This is a genomic window from Comamonas sp. JNW, assembly GCF_003105075.1.
Lineage (GTDB): Bacteria > Pseudomonadota > Gammaproteobacteria > Burkholderiales > Burkholderiaceae_C > Comamonas > Comamonas squillarum.
The window spans coordinates 415,037-430,075 of sequence record NZ_QETI01000001.1; the positions used below are offsets into that span (position 1 = coordinate 415,037).

16 protein-coding genes are annotated in these 15,039 nt (G+C 63.2%); 8 read left to right on the forward strand and 8 right to left on the reverse strand.

Translation table 11 applies throughout. The features are described from left to right. Positions 1-54: 54 nt before the first annotated feature. Positions 55-936 carry an SMP-30/gluconolactonase/LRE family protein gene (locus DCO45_RS01910; protein ID WP_116924228.1) on the forward strand — a complete coding sequence of 294 codons (882 nt, stop codon included), beginning with the start codon at positions 55-57 and terminating at the stop codon, positions 934-936. Here the strand turns inward: DCO45_RS01910 and DCO45_RS01915 are convergent, their stop codons facing one another. After that, entirely contained in the window at positions 937-1,842 is a 906-nt protein-coding gene (locus tag DCO45_RS01915) for a LysR family transcriptional regulator (RefSeq protein ID WP_232539377.1), read from the reverse strand. A gap of 122 nt (positions 1,843-1,964) precedes the next feature. Here DCO45_RS01915 and DCO45_RS01920 point away from each other — a divergent pair, with 122 nt between their 5' ends. The 3 genes from DCO45_RS01920 to DCO45_RS01930 are packed head-to-tail and all read left to right on the forward strand — an operon-like array spanning position 1,965 to position 4,724. Beyond that, a complete protein-coding gene (locus tag DCO45_RS01920; RefSeq protein ID WP_116924230.1) occupies positions 1,965-3,029 on the forward strand; it encodes an LLM class flavin-dependent oxidoreductase in 1,065 nt (354 codons plus the stop codon). Positions 3,030-3,042: 13 nt separating this feature from the next. Further along, positions 3,043-3,837 carry a flavin reductase family protein gene (locus DCO45_RS01925; protein WP_116924231.1) on the forward strand — a complete coding sequence of 265 codons (795 nt, stop codon included), beginning with the start codon at positions 3,043-3,045 and terminating at the stop codon, positions 3,835-3,837. Positions 3,838-3,863: 26 nt separating this feature from the next. After that, the gene (locus DCO45_RS01930; RefSeq protein ID WP_116924232.1) at positions 3,864-4,724 is read left to right on the forward strand and encodes an SDR family oxidoreductase; all 861 of its coding nucleotides are present in this window, start codon (positions 3,864-3,866) and stop codon (positions 4,722-4,724) included. 7 nt (positions 4,725-4,731) lie between these two features. Here DCO45_RS01930 and DCO45_RS01935 read toward each other — a convergent pair whose 3' ends face one another. Genes DCO45_RS01935 through DCO45_RS01945 form a run of 3 tightly spaced genes read right to left on the reverse strand, consistent with a single transcriptional unit; the run spans position 4,732 to position 8,127 of the window. Beyond that, a complete protein-coding gene (locus DCO45_RS01935; protein WP_116924233.1) occupies positions 4,732-5,664 on the reverse strand; it encodes an N-carbamoyl-D-amino-acid hydrolase in 933 nt (310 codons plus the stop codon). Further along, complete coding sequence (locus tag DCO45_RS01940; protein ID WP_116924234.1) at positions 5,661-7,097, reverse strand: D-aminoacylase; 1,437 nt, start codon at positions 7,095-7,097, stop codon at positions 5,661-5,663. The genes DCO45_RS01935 and DCO45_RS01940 overlap by 4 nt, the downstream gene beginning before the upstream one ends. A 46-nt stretch (positions 7,098-7,143) precedes the next feature. Further along, entirely contained in the window at positions 7,144-8,127 is a 984-nt protein-coding gene (locus DCO45_RS01945; protein WP_116924235.1) for a tripartite tricarboxylate transporter substrate binding protein, read from the reverse strand. Between the two features lie 122 nt (positions 8,128-8,249). On the opposite strand from DCO45_RS01945, the gene DCO45_RS01950 reads away from it, so the two are divergent. After that, on the forward strand, positions 8,250-9,227 hold the full coding sequence (locus tag DCO45_RS01950; protein WP_116924236.1) for a LysR substrate-binding domain-containing protein: 978 nt from the start codon (positions 8,250-8,252) through the stop codon (positions 9,225-9,227). A 70-nt stretch (positions 9,228-9,297) separates the two neighbouring features. Here the strand turns inward: DCO45_RS01950 and DCO45_RS01955 are convergent, their stop codons facing one another. Next, positions 9,298-9,531 (reverse strand): hypothetical protein, encoded by a 234-nt coding sequence (locus DCO45_RS01955; RefSeq protein ID WP_116924237.1) that lies wholly within the window; start codon positions 9,529-9,531, stop codon positions 9,298-9,300. Between the two features lie 275 nt (positions 9,532-9,806). Between DCO45_RS01955 and DCO45_RS01960 the strand changes: the two genes are divergently transcribed. The 3 genes from DCO45_RS01960 (at position 9,807) to DCO45_RS23115 (ending at position 12,705) form a co-directional block, all read left to right on the forward strand. After that, positions 9,807-11,198 carry a PLP-dependent aminotransferase family protein gene (locus DCO45_RS01960; protein ID WP_116924238.1) on the forward strand — a complete coding sequence of 464 codons (1,392 nt, stop codon included), beginning with the start codon at positions 9,807-9,809 and terminating at the stop codon, positions 11,196-11,198. Positions 11,199-11,224: 26 nt separating this feature from the next. Next, a complete protein-coding gene (locus DCO45_RS22465; protein ID WP_133247977.1) occupies positions 11,225-11,884 on the forward strand; it encodes a hypothetical protein in 660 nt (219 codons plus the stop codon). Between the two features lie 218 nt (positions 11,885-12,102). Beyond that, positions 12,103-12,705: an FAD-dependent monooxygenase gene (locus tag DCO45_RS23115; protein ID WP_207788035.1), complete on the forward strand. Its 603-nt coding sequence runs from the start codon at positions 12,103-12,105 to the stop codon at positions 12,703-12,705. A gap of 32 nt (positions 12,706-12,737) precedes the next feature. On the opposite strand, the gene DCO45_RS01980 is transcribed toward DCO45_RS23115, so the two are convergent. The 3 genes from DCO45_RS01980 to arsB all read right to left on the reverse strand — a co-directional run bounded on the left by DCO45_RS01980 (position 12,738) and on the right by arsB (position 15,039). Next, complete coding sequence (locus tag DCO45_RS01980) at positions 12,738-13,136, reverse strand: hypothetical protein (protein WP_116924241.1); 399 nt, start codon at positions 13,134-13,136, stop codon at positions 12,738-12,740. 113 nt (positions 13,137-13,249) lie between these two features. Next, positions 13,250-13,966 (reverse strand): arsenical resistance protein ArsH, encoded by a 717-nt coding sequence (gene arsH, locus DCO45_RS01985; RefSeq protein WP_116924242.1) that lies wholly within the window; start codon positions 13,964-13,966, stop codon positions 13,250-13,252. Beyond that, on the reverse strand, positions 13,966-15,039 hold the full coding sequence (gene arsB / locus DCO45_RS01990; protein ID WP_116924243.1) for an ACR3 family arsenite efflux transporter: 1,074 nt from the start codon (positions 15,037-15,039) through the stop codon (positions 13,966-13,968). Before arsB ends, arsH begins: the two co-directional genes overlap by 1 nt.

The window sequence follows — 15,039 nt, forward strand, 5'->3', positions numbered from 1 at the left end:
AGCAACCTACGTGCAGCTCGGCTCCACCTCAGGAGCCCCAACCTCAAGCCCCCCATGCATATCCAGCCCCTGATCCCGCAACGCCTGGCCCTGGGTGAATGCCCCCACTGGGATGCCAGCACCGGCCAGCTCTGGGCCATGGACTGCCGGCGCGGCCTGCTGCTGCGCATCGACCCGGCCAGTGGCCAAACGGAGCAGCACCTGCTGCCAGCGCCCACGGGCTCATTCGCGCTGAATGCGGACGGCAGGATCGTCATCGCAATGAAGGAGGCGCTGGGCCTGTATGACCCTGCCGGCCGCCAGTTGCAGACCCTCGCCGAGCTGGATGAGCACCTGCCCCATCTGCGCTTGAACGATGGCTGCGCGCTGCCCGATGGCCGCTTTCTGGTCGGCAGCATGCACCTGCACCTGGAAGCAGGCGAAGCACCCAGGGGCGGCATCTATGTGTTGGAGCGGGATGGGCAGTTGCAGCGCATAGGCCCGGCCCTTACAACCGCCAATGGCCCGCTGATCCACCCCAGAAGCGGCCGCCTCTTTATTGCCGACAGCGCCCCGCAAAGCATTTATTCCTTTGATATCAGCAGCGGCCAGGCGCAGGACCAGCAGCTGTTCGTCAGCACCCAGCCCCAACAATCTGCGCCCGACGGCTGCTGCTGGGACAGCGAGGGAGGCCTCTGGACCGCCTTGGTACGCACCGGCCAGCTCGCCCGCTACGATGCCCAAGGGGCGCTGAGCCAGTTGATCCGCCTGCCCATGGCCCACCCCAGTGCGCTCTGCTTTGGCGGGCCGGATCTGGCAGACTTGTATGTGACCAGCATCTCGGACAGCGGCCGCCTGCGCGCCAGCGGCCCGCTCGATGGTGCCATTGTGCGCATCACCGGCCTGGGCTACCGGGGGCTGGCCAAGCCCAAGGCGCGCATCCTTATTACCGACTAGTCACTTGGGCAGCGCAAAGCGCTGCGCCTCCCCCGCCACCTGGCTGGCGACAAAATCCAGAAATAGCTTGACCTTGGCGGGGATAATCGCCGAATCGACAATCGTCGCAAACATGCCTTCTTCGAACGTGGTATTGCTCACCACATAATCTGGCAACAGCCGCACCAGATTGCCCGCCGCCAGATCGGGGTAAACCGTGTAATCATCGAGCAGCGCAATACCCTCGCCCAATTTTGCCAACTCCAATAAAGCAATGCCATTGTTGGTCAAATGACGCGGAGAAAATCGAATATCTTCAACCCCTGCATCATTCTTGAAATGCCAGATATGGTCTTTGCCTGGCAAATAATAGGCCAGACATTGGGCCTGCAATAAATCAGCGGGTTGATGGATAGCAGGCATTTTCTCGGCATAAGCGGGTGACGCCACCAAATAACGCTGACTGTGAAATAGCATGCGCCGCTTGACGCCCGCTTCCACCGGCGGCGATATTCGGAAATCAATATCGATATTGTTCTTGACCAGGTCCACCTTGGTCTCGGACAGCAGCAGCTCCACCAGTATCTCGGGGTGGGCCTGGCGAAAGCGCGCGATGAGGCCGGGCAGCACGCGCTGGCCGAACATGGTGCGTGCGTGCACGCGCAGGCGCCCCTGCGGGGCAGAGCTGATGGCGGTGATGCTGGTGTGCGCCTGGTTGATGGTCCAGAGAATGCCCTCCAACTGGGCCGCATACTCCTGACCTGATTCGGTCAGCGACACCTGGCGCGTGGAGCGCAGCAGCAGCTTGACCTGCAGCCCGTCTTCAAACTCGGTGATCATTCTCGACACGGCGGTAGCCGAGATGCCAAACAGCCGCGCCGTCTCTGAAAAACTGCGGGTCTGCGACACCGACAGGAACAGCTCCATCGCTCTCAGACGGTCCATGATTCCTCCAGTTTGCGCAGTACTGAATCTCGATTTTCACGCATACAGATCTCCTGACCCCACCCCTAGAATGATTCCATATTGCCCATCATCAAGGAGACATCATGGAATTTGGCGTATTCATTCTGGCGCAGCAGCGCGGCTACCACCAGCGCTCTCAGGACGTTATCAACAACTCCATCGAACAAACCGTGGTGGCAGAGCAAGCGGGTTTCAATACCGCCTGGTATGCCGAACACCATTTCAACAATTACTCGCTGTCGCCATCGCCATTAATGACCGTGGCCCATGCCGCGGCCAAAACCAAAACCATTCGCCTGGGCACGGCGGTGTGCATTTTGCCACTGTACCACCCCGCCCGCTTCCTGGCCGAGGTCGGCTTTGTCGACACCGTGTCCAATGGGCGACTCGAGCTGGGCGTGGGCTCGGGCTACCAGCAGTTTGAGTTTGAACGCTTTGGCGTCGAGATCGCCAATTCCGGCGCGATCTTCAATGAGTTTCTCGACATTATTCCCAAGGCCCTGACCCAGAAAATATTCGAATACCAGGGCGAATTCCTGAATATCCCCCCCAGCTCCATCGCTGTGCGCTGCGTGCAAGACCCGATGCCCCCGCTCTGGGTCACCTCGGGCAACCCCGTTACCCTGGGCCGTGGCGTGCGCGAAGGCCACAACCTGTTTGTCACCGCGCTGCTCAACGGCAACGAAGCGATTGCCGGCCTACGCACCAAGCTGGAAAACATTGCCTCGGCCGAAGGCAAGGACCTGGACAGTGATGTGAAGTTCGGCTTTCTGCGCTGCGGCTATGCCTCGGACAACGAATCCGAAATCAATGCCTACCTGGACTGCGCCCGCTTTCAGCGCCGCATCTCCGAGAGCCTCAAGTTCCGCCGCGCTCAGTCCGAAGACGGCTACATGGTCAAAGAAGTGCCGACCGAGACCGACCCGACCTTCGAGCAGCTGCGCAAGAACCTGCCCGTCGGCTCGGTCAACGAAGTGATCGACAAGCTGCTCGAAGAGATCAGCATCCTCAAGCCCAAGCACATTGCGCTGCAAACCCAGCTGGGCGATTTCGACCAGAAGACCATGCTCAAGCAGATCGAGCTGTGGGGCGACAAGATCATTCCCGCCGTGAAAAAAGAAGTGGGCCAGGCCGTAGCGCTGGCGTAAAGGAGACAGGGCCATGCGCGTTCACCTCAGCAACTGCGGCTCCATCAGCCTGATGGATGCCCACAATTTTCGGGCACTCGACGTGCTGATCGAGCCCCAGCCCGAGCCCCAGCTCGCGCAGGCCCTGACCCGTATTGGCACGCGCGACGGCGACAGCCATGTCTGGCTGTTTCCCCAGGTGCTGCGCTTTCTGGCCTGCCAGGCCGCAGACAGCGAATGGGACACGGGCTTTGCCGCCATGCTGGCCTATGCGCAGCAGCACGGCTGGGTCAATACCCAAGGCCAGGTGCGTGCCCATATCACCTTGGCCGCGGAAGACCAGGTCGTCTCGGTGGCCGACTTCAAGGCCGCGATGCGCGCCCTGCCCGCCGGCATCAGCGCCGTGACCACCGGCCAGGGCAAGGACGTCGCCGGCATGATCGTCTCCAGCCTCACCTCCATCTCGGCCGAGCCCCCGATGGTCGGCTTTTTTGCCCACAGCGCCTCGTCGATGGGTGATACCTTGCTGCAAACGGGCAAGTTTGTCGCCAATGTGCTGGGTGAGGAACACAGCCAGATCATCGCCAGCTTTCTGAGTCAGCCCCAAGGCGAGGCCCGCTTCAAGGAAGGCCGCTGGCACAGCAGCGAACACCAGCTGCCCGTGCTGAGCGACGCGCTGGCCAGCATGGAATGCGACATTGTCTGCACCCACACCCTGGGCACGCACAAGCTGGTGGTCGGCAAGATCCGCAAGTCCTCCTGCAACAGCGCCAGCCCCGTGGTGAACTTCAATGCCAGCACGCACAAGCTGGTGCCCTTGGCGGCCTGATCGCAGACCAGAAAAGGGCTTCAAGCATGGACTGGCTGCAATTGGACCAACGCATCTGCGTCGTCACCGGCGGCGCCAAGGGACTGGGCGCCGGCATTGTGCAAGCACTGCTGGCGAGCGGCTGCCGCGTGGCGGTGCTCGACCACGACAGCGATGCGCTGGCGCAGCTCGCCGCCACCCATCCCGATGGCCAGCGTCTGCTGCCGCTGAGCGCCGATGTCTCATCACCCGCTGCGGTAGAGGCTGCGTTTCAAACACTGCAACAGCACTGGGGCGCCGGGCCCAGCGTGCTGGTCAACAACGCCGCCATCACCAGCGCCGCGCCGCTGGCCGAGCTGGACCCTGGCATCTGGGAGCGCCAACTGCAGATCAACCTGGGCGGCTACCTGCGCATGGGCCAGGCCTTCTACCGCCATTCCGACGCCAGCCTGCCGCGCGCCATTGTCAATATCGCTTCGATCTCGGCCCAGAACGCCCAACCGCTGAGCGGCGGCTACAGCATGAGCAAGGCCGCCATCCGCATGCTGACTAACCAGATGTGCCTGGAATGGGGCCCCGCAGGCATCCGCTGCAACACCGTCAGCCCCGGCCTGTTTGTGACCCCGCTGAGCGAGCGCTTCTACCGCAACCCGGACGACCGCGCCCGCCGCGAGCAGGTCGTCCCCCTGCGCCGCATCGGCCAGAGCGAAGAACTCGCCCAGGCGGTGGTCTTCCTCGCCAGCCCCCGGGCCAGCTATGTCCATGGCGCGGATCTGGTGGTCGATGGCGGTTTCAGCCATTCGCTCATGACGCATATTCCTCGGGCTTATGGGCAGGGGCAGCTGGGTCCTGGGAAAGCGCAGCCTGGCTTGGTGCAGTCCACCAATCCAGGCATCCGCAACATGTGAGATCCCTTCAGGGCAGCGGATCGCCCGCGCCCACCCGGTCCACAATCAAGCGGTAGTGCTCAGGCCTGCGGTGCTTGGCGAAATTGAAGACATGCTGGCGGAAATGTTCACCCAGCGACAGATCGGCGCTGACGCAGATGACCTCATCGTCCTCGGTCAGCGTGCGCGCCACGATCTCTCCGGTGGGCGCAACAATGACGGAGCTGCCAATCATGTGGTGGCCATCTTCGGAACCGCATTTCGCCGCTGCCGCCACCCAGATTCCATTTTGGTAGGCATTGGCCTGCAATGAGATCAGGTGGGTGGTCGTGCGCAGATGCACCGGCTCATTCCAATGGATATTGAGCGACGGCGTGTTGTAGCCCAGCATGACCACCTCGGCACTTTGCAAGGCCATCACGCGGTAGGTTTCCGGCCAGCGGCGGTCGTTGCACAGGCACATGCCGTATTTGACAGCGCCTGAATCGAACACCCTGAACCCCAGGTTGCCGACATCGAAGTACTTCTTCTCCAGATGCTGGAACGGAGCTTCTGGCTTATGTTCCACATGGCCGGGCAGGTGGATCTTGCGGTACTTGCCCGCAATTTCTCCCCTGGAGTTGACCAGTACGGCGGTGTTGTAGGGTCGCCCGTCTTCGGCCAGTTCGGCATAGCCCAGGTAGAAGCCCACGCCCAGCTCACGCGCGGCATCAAACAGAGGCTGCACATCGGCATTGGGCATCTGTGCTTCGAAGAACCGCGCTTGTGCTTGCGCTTCTTCCATCCAATAGCGCGGGAAGAACGTCGTCAGTGCCAACTCCGGAAAAACGACCATCTCGGCGCCCCGGGCCTTGGCCTCGCGCAGCATGGCCACCAAGCGCCGAACCACCGAGCCCCGGCTATCCGATAAATGAACAGGCCCCATCTGGGCCACGGCCAAACCAAGTTTTCGTGTTGTCATTTCCCGCACTCCTTTTGCGTTGTCTGCTCGGGCTCTGCCCGGCGCAGCACTTGTCCTGGCCGCGCGCCGGTAGGCTGGTGGCCATCCCACACCTGCTGCCCATTGACCCAGACTTGTTCGATTCCCTCGCTGGCCTGCACTGGCTCCTCAAACGTGGCCTTGTCCGAAACCCGTTGGGGGTCAAACACCACCAGGTCGGCAAAGCAGCCGGGCTCCAAACGCCCACGCTGCTCCAGCCCATACTGCTGCGCAGCCAGCCCCGTCATCCGGTGGATGCCCTCTTCCAGCGACAGCAAGCCGCATTCGCGCACCATGCGCCGCAGCACGCGTGTGAAGGTGCCCCACTGGCGTGGATGGGGGTGTGGATCAAAAGGCAGGCCATCGGACCCCACCATCGTCAAAGGAAACGCAAAGATGCGGTCCACATCGTGCTGATCCATCAAGAAGTAAATGGCGCCGGCCGGTGACAGGCGCGCCAGCAGCGCTTCATCGTCCAGGCCCCATTGCTGCTGCAGGTCGGCAAAATCCCGTCCTTTGGCTTCTGGGCAAGCGCTGGACCAGGTGATCATGGTGCGGCTTGCCAGGCGAACCCGGTCGAGCCGCAGCATCGTGGACGTGGCGGGATAAGGGTGGCAGTCCACACAAACGGGCTGCTTGCTACTGGCCTCCCGGATCAGCGCCAGCGTCTCTTCCGAGCGGCCATGGTTGCGCTCGCCAGCGAGCTTGTGGTGGGAGAAAACCACCCGGCAGTCTGCGTCGCGCCCCACGGCCAATGCCTCTTGCATCGCTGGGACAATGTCATCGGCCTCATCCCGCAGATGGGTGGCATACACGGCCTGGCGGCCGCGCAGTGGCCTGCAGACTTCGAGCAGTTCCCAGGTTGTGGCATGGCGTGCAGGCGGGTAGAAGGTGCCGGTCGAGATGCCGAAGGCCCCTTCGTCCAGCGCTTCGGTCAGCAAATCCCGCATCTGCGCGCACTCGTCATCGGTGGCTTCACGCTGGTGGTCCGCCATCACCTTGACGCGCAAGGTGGTATGGCCCACCAGCGGGATGACATTGACCGCCGCTGGCTGCGTCTGCAAGGCTTGCAGCCACTCGCCAAAGCGCCCAAAGCGAAACAACTCGGGCGGCCCCAGCAGGTCCAGGGGCTGCGGCAGGTTTTGCGGCACCAGCGGCGCCAGACTGATGCCGCAGTTGCCGGTAACCACCGTGGTTATACCCTGGGAGACTTTGGGCACCATATCGCGGTGCACCAGCAGGTAGCCATCATCGTGGGTGTGCGAATCGATAAAGCCCGGTGCAAGGGCCAGGCCCTGCAGGTCGATGACGGTATCACCGGCCTGCGCCTGCACCGCGCCCACCTGGGCAATCCGCTCGCCCTCCACCGCCACATCGCCGCTGTAAGCCTGCCCGCCAGAGCCGTCGATCAGCATCGCATTCTTGAATATCAGCACTTTCGTCTTCTCTTTCCGGGGCCGATCAGTTGAGCTTCGCGATCTTGCTGGACTGGATGATCTCGGTCCATTTTTTCGTCTCACGGGCAATCAATTGCTTGAAATCCTCCGGCGTGCCGCCCACCGGCTGGGCGCCCAGGCCTTGAAGACTTTCGCGCACGTTAGGCATCTTCAACACCTTGTCCAGATCGGCGGCCAGTGCCTTGGCCTGCTCAGGCGTCATCTTGCGATTGCCCACCACGCCCCCCCACGAGACGATCTCATAGCCCTTGACGCCCGCCTCGTCCATCGTCGGAACAGTGGGCAGCTGCTCGATCCGCTTGCCCAGCTGGGTCACGGCCAGCGCACGCACCTTGCCCGACTTGATAAGCGGCACCGCTTCGGAGCTGTTGATGAACATATAGTCCAAGCGCCCGCCCATCAGGTCCTGCAACGCGGCCGGCCCGCCCTGGTAGGGAACGAAAACGGTATCGAGCTTTTCCAGATGGTTGAGCAGCTCCCCACTCATATGGCCGGTGGTGCCGACGCCCGAAGCCCCATAGGACAGCTTGCCGGGGTTCTTGCGCGCTTGGGCCAGCAAGTCCTGCACGGATTGGACGCTCGATGCCACCGGAACGATCAGCACGTTGTAGAGGTTGAACAGGTGCGACACCGGAACCAGGTCCTTGTCCACGTCGTAAGGCAGCGTGGAGAACAGCGCGCGGTTGACCGCCAGGGTGTTGATATTTCCATAGCCCACGGTGAGCTCATTGCCCCTGATCACCTGCACCACACCGATATTGCCTGCCGCTCCGGGCTTGTTTTCTACAATCACCGGACGATGGGCGTTCAGCGACCATTGGTTGGTAATGATGCGGCTGAGCACGTCAGGGGATCCGCCGGCCGCAGAGGGCACGACAAAGCTGATCGGCTGGTTGGCGTTGCCCTGGGCAGCAGCCGGATCCGACTGCGCGGCCAGCATGACAAGGGGCAACAGGAGGGCAAAACGGTTCAGAAGACGGCGGTTCATGGCTTGACTCTTTCATGGGTCTGAATATTGCTTGCAGCGTAAAGGACAAGCCGAACTCACCCAAATTGAAAAATGTCGGTGCATTCACAAACAAAGTTATATCGACCAGGGGTTAACACCACATGCCAAGCCAATTGCCTGAAACCAGCAGCCACGCCATTCACCCCCGCGCACTGAACATGCGGCAGCTGGAGGTGTTCCATGCCATCATGACCACCGGCACCATCAGCGGCGCGGCCTTGGCCCTGCATGTATCGCAGCCGGCACTGAGCCGGGCACTGGCGCACTGCGAAGCCCGCCTGGGCTATTTGTTGTTTGAGCGGCTGGGCAGAAGGCTGCAGCCCACGCCCGAAGCCCAGCGCCTGCACGAAGAGGCGCGCGACGTGTACCGAGGCCTGGACCGGCTCAACAGCCTGGCCCAGCGCATCGGCCATGCGGGCGTGGACACCTTGCACCTGGCCTGCAGTGCCACGTTTGCCAACACCTTGATTCCGCAGGCACTGCAGCAACTGATGCGCTACAGCCCGCAATTGCGTGTCGACTTTCGCACGGCGACCTATGACGAGTTGCCAGAGTACCTGCTGTCGGGTCAAGCCGATGTGGGCGTTTCTTTGGTGGAGTCGAACCACCCGGGCTTGAAATCACGCTTGCTGGGCCGCCAGCGCCTGCTGTGCGTACTGCCCCCGCAACACCCGCTGGCGGACCGGGCCATGGTGGATCCGCTTGCGTTGTGCGACACCGCATGGATCGGATACCCGCCGGACACCCCGCTGGGACGCCTATGCGCCTCAGCGCTGGCGATGGATGCCAGCTCGGCGAGCATCCAGGTGCGCTCGCCGGCCATTGCCCTCAGTTGCGTTCAGACGGGCTTGGGCGCTGCCATTGTGGATGCCTCCTGTATCCGGCATATTCCCCGCGATGACATCGTCGTCAGGCCTTTGACAACGGAGGTGTATTCCAACATCTGGACGATAACGTCTGCGCGGCAGCCATGCCCGGCAACGGGCCAGCAATTCATCGATGCGCTGCATGCGGTACTGAAACAGCTCAGCGCTGCCGAGCCTTGGCCGCCAGCCAGCAAAACTAGCGGCGCCGCCTAAGAACCTGTTCTAAGCATGCGGTGCCCAGCCCCGACCCAGCGATCGGCGGGACTGGACGGATGGCGACCCATCAAGAGAACGTCAAATCCAAGCCCATCGTCCTGACCAAGGTGAAGGTCAGCAGCCCCAGCAGCAACAGCGCCGCCAAAAAAATCGCCGCCACCTTGCCGCCTGCGCGCAGCACGGCGCGGGGGTTGCCGCCTTTTTTGCCCTGGTCGTAATGCCATTTGATGGCAAAGAACATGCAGGTGCTGAACATGCTCAGCTTGAAGATGACAAAGACTACGGGGATCCAATCGATCATTTTGCAAATTTCCAGCCAATGACTTGGCACTGTCCGAGCCCCAGCAAGGCATGAGGCCGCAACGCCAGCGATTGCCATACCAGCATGGGCCGCTCTGCGTTCTGGTGCATAGTACGCAAAAGCAATTTCCATACATGCGGACAAATTGTCCCAGGGGCCGTCTGCAAAACCGTCGCCCAATGGCAAGGAGTGGATCGCCCGAGTGGGCGTCCAGACCAAGGCAGTGCGTTTTGCAGAGGCCCCCTCGGCCCATCCATACATCTCCAGATACAAGCATGCAAGAAGACAACGCCCTCCCCTGGTTGCCGCGACTGACCGCGTGGGGCGGGCCGCGTTTTTTGCAGATTGCCGATGCCTTGCAAGCGGCCGTGGCAGACGGCCTGCTACAGCCCGGCGATCGCCTGCCGCCGCAGCGCCATCTGGCGGCCTTGCTGGACGTGGACCTGACGACCGTCACCCGTGCCTACGACGAGGCCCGGCGCCGTCACCTGCTCGAAGGGCGCGGCGCGCGGGGCACCTATGTGGCAGCGCCCAAGGTGGCGCTGACCGCGGTGCTCGACCTGGGCATGAACACGCCGCCGCCGCCGGCGGGTCTGGATTTTGACGATCTGCTCAAGCAAGGCCTGTCGCAGGTGCTGATGGGGGCGGATTCTGCGCTGCTGATGACCTACCATCTGGGTGGCGGCAGCGATGTGGACCGCCAAGCCGGCGCCCAGTGGCTCAAGCCCATGTTGGGGCCGGTCGATGCCGAGCAGCTCGTTGTCTGCCCGGGCGCGCAGGCAGCAATTGCCGCCTCCATCCTGGCGCTGACGGAACCGGGCGACGTGATCCTGGCCGAGCCGATGGGCTACCCCGGCCTGCGCACTGCGGCCACGCAGTTGGGCCGGCAGATCATCGCCGTGCCCAGCGACCCGCATGGCATGCTGCCCGACGACCTGGAGCAGGCCTGCCGCCAGCACCAGCCGGCACTGCTCTACCTCAACCCCACCCTGCAGAACCCGACCGCCACCACGATGCCGCTGGAACGGCGCCAGGCGCTCGTGCGCATTGCCCAGCGCAACCATGTCCGCATCGTCGAGGATGACCCCTACTGGCTGCTGGCCGAGACACCACCGCCGCCGCTGGCCAGCCTGGCGCCCGAGCAGGTGCTCTATATCTCCACCCTGTCCAAATGCCTGACGCCCGGCCTGCGCGTGGCCTTTGTGCGGGCGCGCGATCCTGCCTTGCGCGAGCGCTTCCAGACTGCCCTGCGCTCCTTTGCGCTGATGGTCTCGCCACTGTCTGCAGCACTGGCCACGCAATGGATTTTGGGCGGCTCGGCCTATGGGCTGATGGAGGGCGTGCGCAAGGAGGCCCGCCTGCGCCACCGCATGGCGCGCGATCTGCTGGCCGGCCGCTACAGCGGCGCGGGCGATGGCCTGCATGTCTGGTTGGAACTGCCAGGGTATTGGAGCCCCGCCCAACTCGCGCAAGCCGCCCAGCGCGAAGGCATCGCCGTCACCCCGGCAGAGGCCTTTGCCAGCGGCGCGGCAGACACTGCCCAGGTCAATGCCATCCGCATCTCGCTGGGCAGCATCAAGGACCGGGGGCGCTTGCAGGCGGGGCTGCAGCGCTTGTCGGCGCTGCTGGCGCGGCGGCCCGATGCGTTCACGGCTGCCGTGGTTTGACGACCGCTTTACCCAAGGATCCTGCCATGCCCGCAGCAGAAGAAGAGCGCGATCTGCTTGAGCACTACGTCGAGGCCGCTGCGCCCTTTCTCGCGCTCCATCCACAGCTGCTTGCACCCCGTGAAGTGCTGGAACACACCGAGCAATTCGCCTACCACCCGCTGGTCCAACAGCTGGGCTGCTATGTGCTCGATGATGCGAACACCAGCGACCACCACCTTCTGGCCACCCGCTCGCCGCTCGCAGGCTGCGTGCTTTTCCTCAGCCACGATGGCGATACGCGCGCCGTTTTCGATTCGGCAACAAGCTTTTTGGTGGCGCTGCAACAGGCGCAAGCCAGCGACCAGGAAGTCTCCGATCTGCATCCCGCGCTATCCCCTATTGCACAGGACCAGGATGCCTTGGGTGCATGCATACACAGGCTGCTGGATGATCAGGAATGGAACGATGTCGTTGTCGCACTCATTCCTTCGCTCAGCCTGGAAGACAAGGACCTGTTGCACAGACTGGTGGCCGATGACGACTTCTTTCTCGGTGAGGCCGTCGCGATGGCCATCCAAAAGCGCCCTGACCAAGCACTGCTAACCATGGCCCAGCTGGCCGCAGCGCATGCACATCCACAGGTTGCTCGGGCGGGAAAGCTTGCTGTTAAACGGATCCATCAGCTGGGCCGGCGCCCTCAGTAAATCGCCTCTGCACCGCCAGCGCTATAGTCGGCCCGTCGAAAAAGGCAGACTTGGTTTGGTAATCCCAGGTCCTTCCACACGGAAGCGCTGACTCTGCCCGCGCATGGGTCCCCACGACGAACTTGCACCGCATCTGCATGCGGCCATCGGTTCGTCCCAGGGGTTCTCAAGACAAAGAATCACTCCGGCCGAACGGTCAAACGAGAGAGGACATGTCCATGCCTACGATCTCCCCTTACGACGTCATCATTGTTGGTGCAGGCTCCGTCGGCCTGCTGCTCAGCTGCGAGCTGCGGCTGGCCCAGTGCTCTGTGCTGGTGCTCGAGCAAGCCGGCGACCCGCACTCCCCGCTCAAGCAAGCGCCCTTTGGCATTCGCGGCCTCACTATCCCCTCGCTGGAGGCGCTGCGGCGCCGGGGCTTGCTGGAGGCCGTCACCGCACCCCTACATGGTGGCGCGCCCACCGCATTGCGCCCCCATTGGCTGCAGCATGCGCGCCGGCCTGGCGGGCCCCCCCACCCCTTGGTCGGTCGCAGCGCGCCCGACTTTGCGCTGGCCGATGGCTCGACCCTCGCTGGCCATCTGCAGACCGGCCAGGGCTTATTGCTGGACTTTGGCTGCGCCGCGCCGTTGCGTGACTTGTCGGCAGGGTGGCAGGGGCACCTCCGCTATATCGCCCGCAGCACGGCGGATGAACTTGGCTTGCAATCGCTACTGGTCCGCCCGGATGGCATCGTCGCCTGGGTGGGTGACGGTAAGGCATCGCAAGCGCCAGTCGCAACCGCTATCCAGCGCTGGTTTGGCCAGCCCCTGCAGCGCTGATGCGCGGGCAGTGCTCTGCGGAGGGCCGGACCTTAATCCGGCTCCGGCCAAAACATCTTTCGGACCTGGTCGTTGAAGTAAGGCAGCATCAAGGTCAAACCACCCGAGGCATTGGCCAGAAAGTCCAGCACCTGGGCCCAGGACGATTCGACGGAGAGCCAGTTGTTGCCGACGATAAACAGCAGGCCGCAGGCGGTGGTGACCAGGTTGAGCGCGGGCGCCCAGGGGCGAAAGCGCATGCAGCCATAAAAACCGGCGCTCCAGCCCAGGATGATCAAGCACAGCAGCACGACCATCTCCCCCTCCAGCGCGATGGGAAACCGCAGCGGATGCTGCGAGGACAGCAGCTCGGTCCTGAAATCCATGCGGATGGACAGCACTAACAGGAGGACGGTGGCGATAACGAGCAGGCGGTAGCGATTTTTGGTCATGGGTCTGGGGCAAGTTGCGCCATGCTAGCAAATCGCCTGCCGCCGGCGGCCTTCCCCTCTGGGCCATCTGGGCCCTCTGGACTGTGTCGCCCCTTTCGTATCCCGCGCAGCGCTCACAGTCTCGCCAAGGTCTGGGCATGCATCTTTGCGCGCTCCTCCTTGCGCTCGCTGTAGCGGTCCACCAGATAGGGCGCGATATCCCTGGTCAGCAGGGTGAACTTCAGCAGCTCCTCCATCACATCCACCACACGGTCATAAAAAGGCGATGGCTTCATGCGCCCCTCGTCATCAAACTCCTGGTAGGCCTTGGCGACCGAGCTTTGGTTGGGAATGGTCAACAGGCGCATCCAGCGGCCCAGAATGCGCAGCTGGTTCACGGCATTGAAGGACTGCGAGCCGCCGCTCACCTGCATAACCGCCAGCGTCTTTCCTTGCGTGGGCCGCACAGCGCCTTCGGACAGCGGTATCCAGTCCACCTGGGTCTTCATGATGCCGGTCATCGCGCCGTGGCGCTCCGGTGACGTCCAGACCATGCCTTCGCACCACCGCACCAGCGCGCGCAGCTCCGCCACCTTGGGGTGGTCTTCCGGCACGGTATCGGGCTGCGGCAAGCCGTCGGGGTCGTAGATACGGACCTCGGCCCCCATGCCTTCCAGCAGCCGGGCTGCCTCCTGGGTCAGGAGCCGGCTGTAGGAGCGCTCACGCAGCGAGCCATACAGCATCAGGATGCGGGGAGCATGGGCAGACAGCTGGCGAGGCTGCAGCTGCTGCAGGCCAGGGGCCTGGAAGCTGCGGGCGTCGATAGGGCCGGAGATGGCATCAGCAGACATCAGCGTCCTTGGGTGGATGCAGCTGGCAGGGCATTTTCATACCAGCGCTTGGATCGGTTGACAACGGCCACGACGGCCAGCATCACCGGCACCTCGATCAGCACACCGACCACGGTGGCCAGTGCTGCGCCCGAGTTCAGGCCAAACAGGCTGATCGCGGTGGCGACGGCCAGTTCAAAGAAGTTGCTGGCGCCAATCAGCGCCGAGGGCCCGGCCACGCAATGGGCCACCCCCAGCCGCTTGTTGAGCCAGTACGCCAGCCCGGCATTGAGCACCACCTGCACCAGGATTGGCACGGCCAAGAGCGCAATCACCAAGGGCTGCGCCAGGATCGACTGGCCCTGGAACGCAAACAGCAGCACCAGCGTGGCGAGCAAGGCCAGGATGGACACCGGCCCCATCAACTCGGCCGCCCGGGCCAGTGCCTGGCTGCCGCGCCTGAGCAGGTATTTGCGCAGCATCTGGGCCAGCGCCACCGGCACCAGGATGTAGAGCACGACCGAGACCAGCAAGGTGTCCCAGGGCACCGTGATCGAGGAGATGCCCAGCAGCAAGGCCACGATCGGCGCAAAGGCCACCAGCATGATGGCGTCATTCAAGGCCACCTGCGACAGCGTGAAGTACGGGTCCCCCTTGCACAGCTGGCTCCAGACAAAGACCATCGCCGTGCACGGCGCTGCGGCGAGCAAAATCAAACCGGCGACATAGCTGTCGATCTGCGCAGGATCGAGCCACTGCACAAACACATGGCGCAAAAACAGCCAGGCCAGCAAGGCCATCGAAAACGGCTTGAGGCCCCAGTTGATGAACAAGGTCACCCCTATGCCACGAGCATGGCGGCGCAGCTGCGACAGCGCAGAAAAGTCAATCTTGAGCAGCATGGGTATGACCATCACCCAGATGAGCACGCCCACCGGCAGGTTCACCTTGGCCACCTCCATCGCAGCCACGGCCTCGGTCAGGCCCGGCACGGCATAACCCAGGCCCACGCCAGCGCAGATGCACAGCAGCACCCAGAGCGTGAGGTAGCGCTCAAACCCACCGATCACCGGCTTGGTCTCAGTCACGGGCAT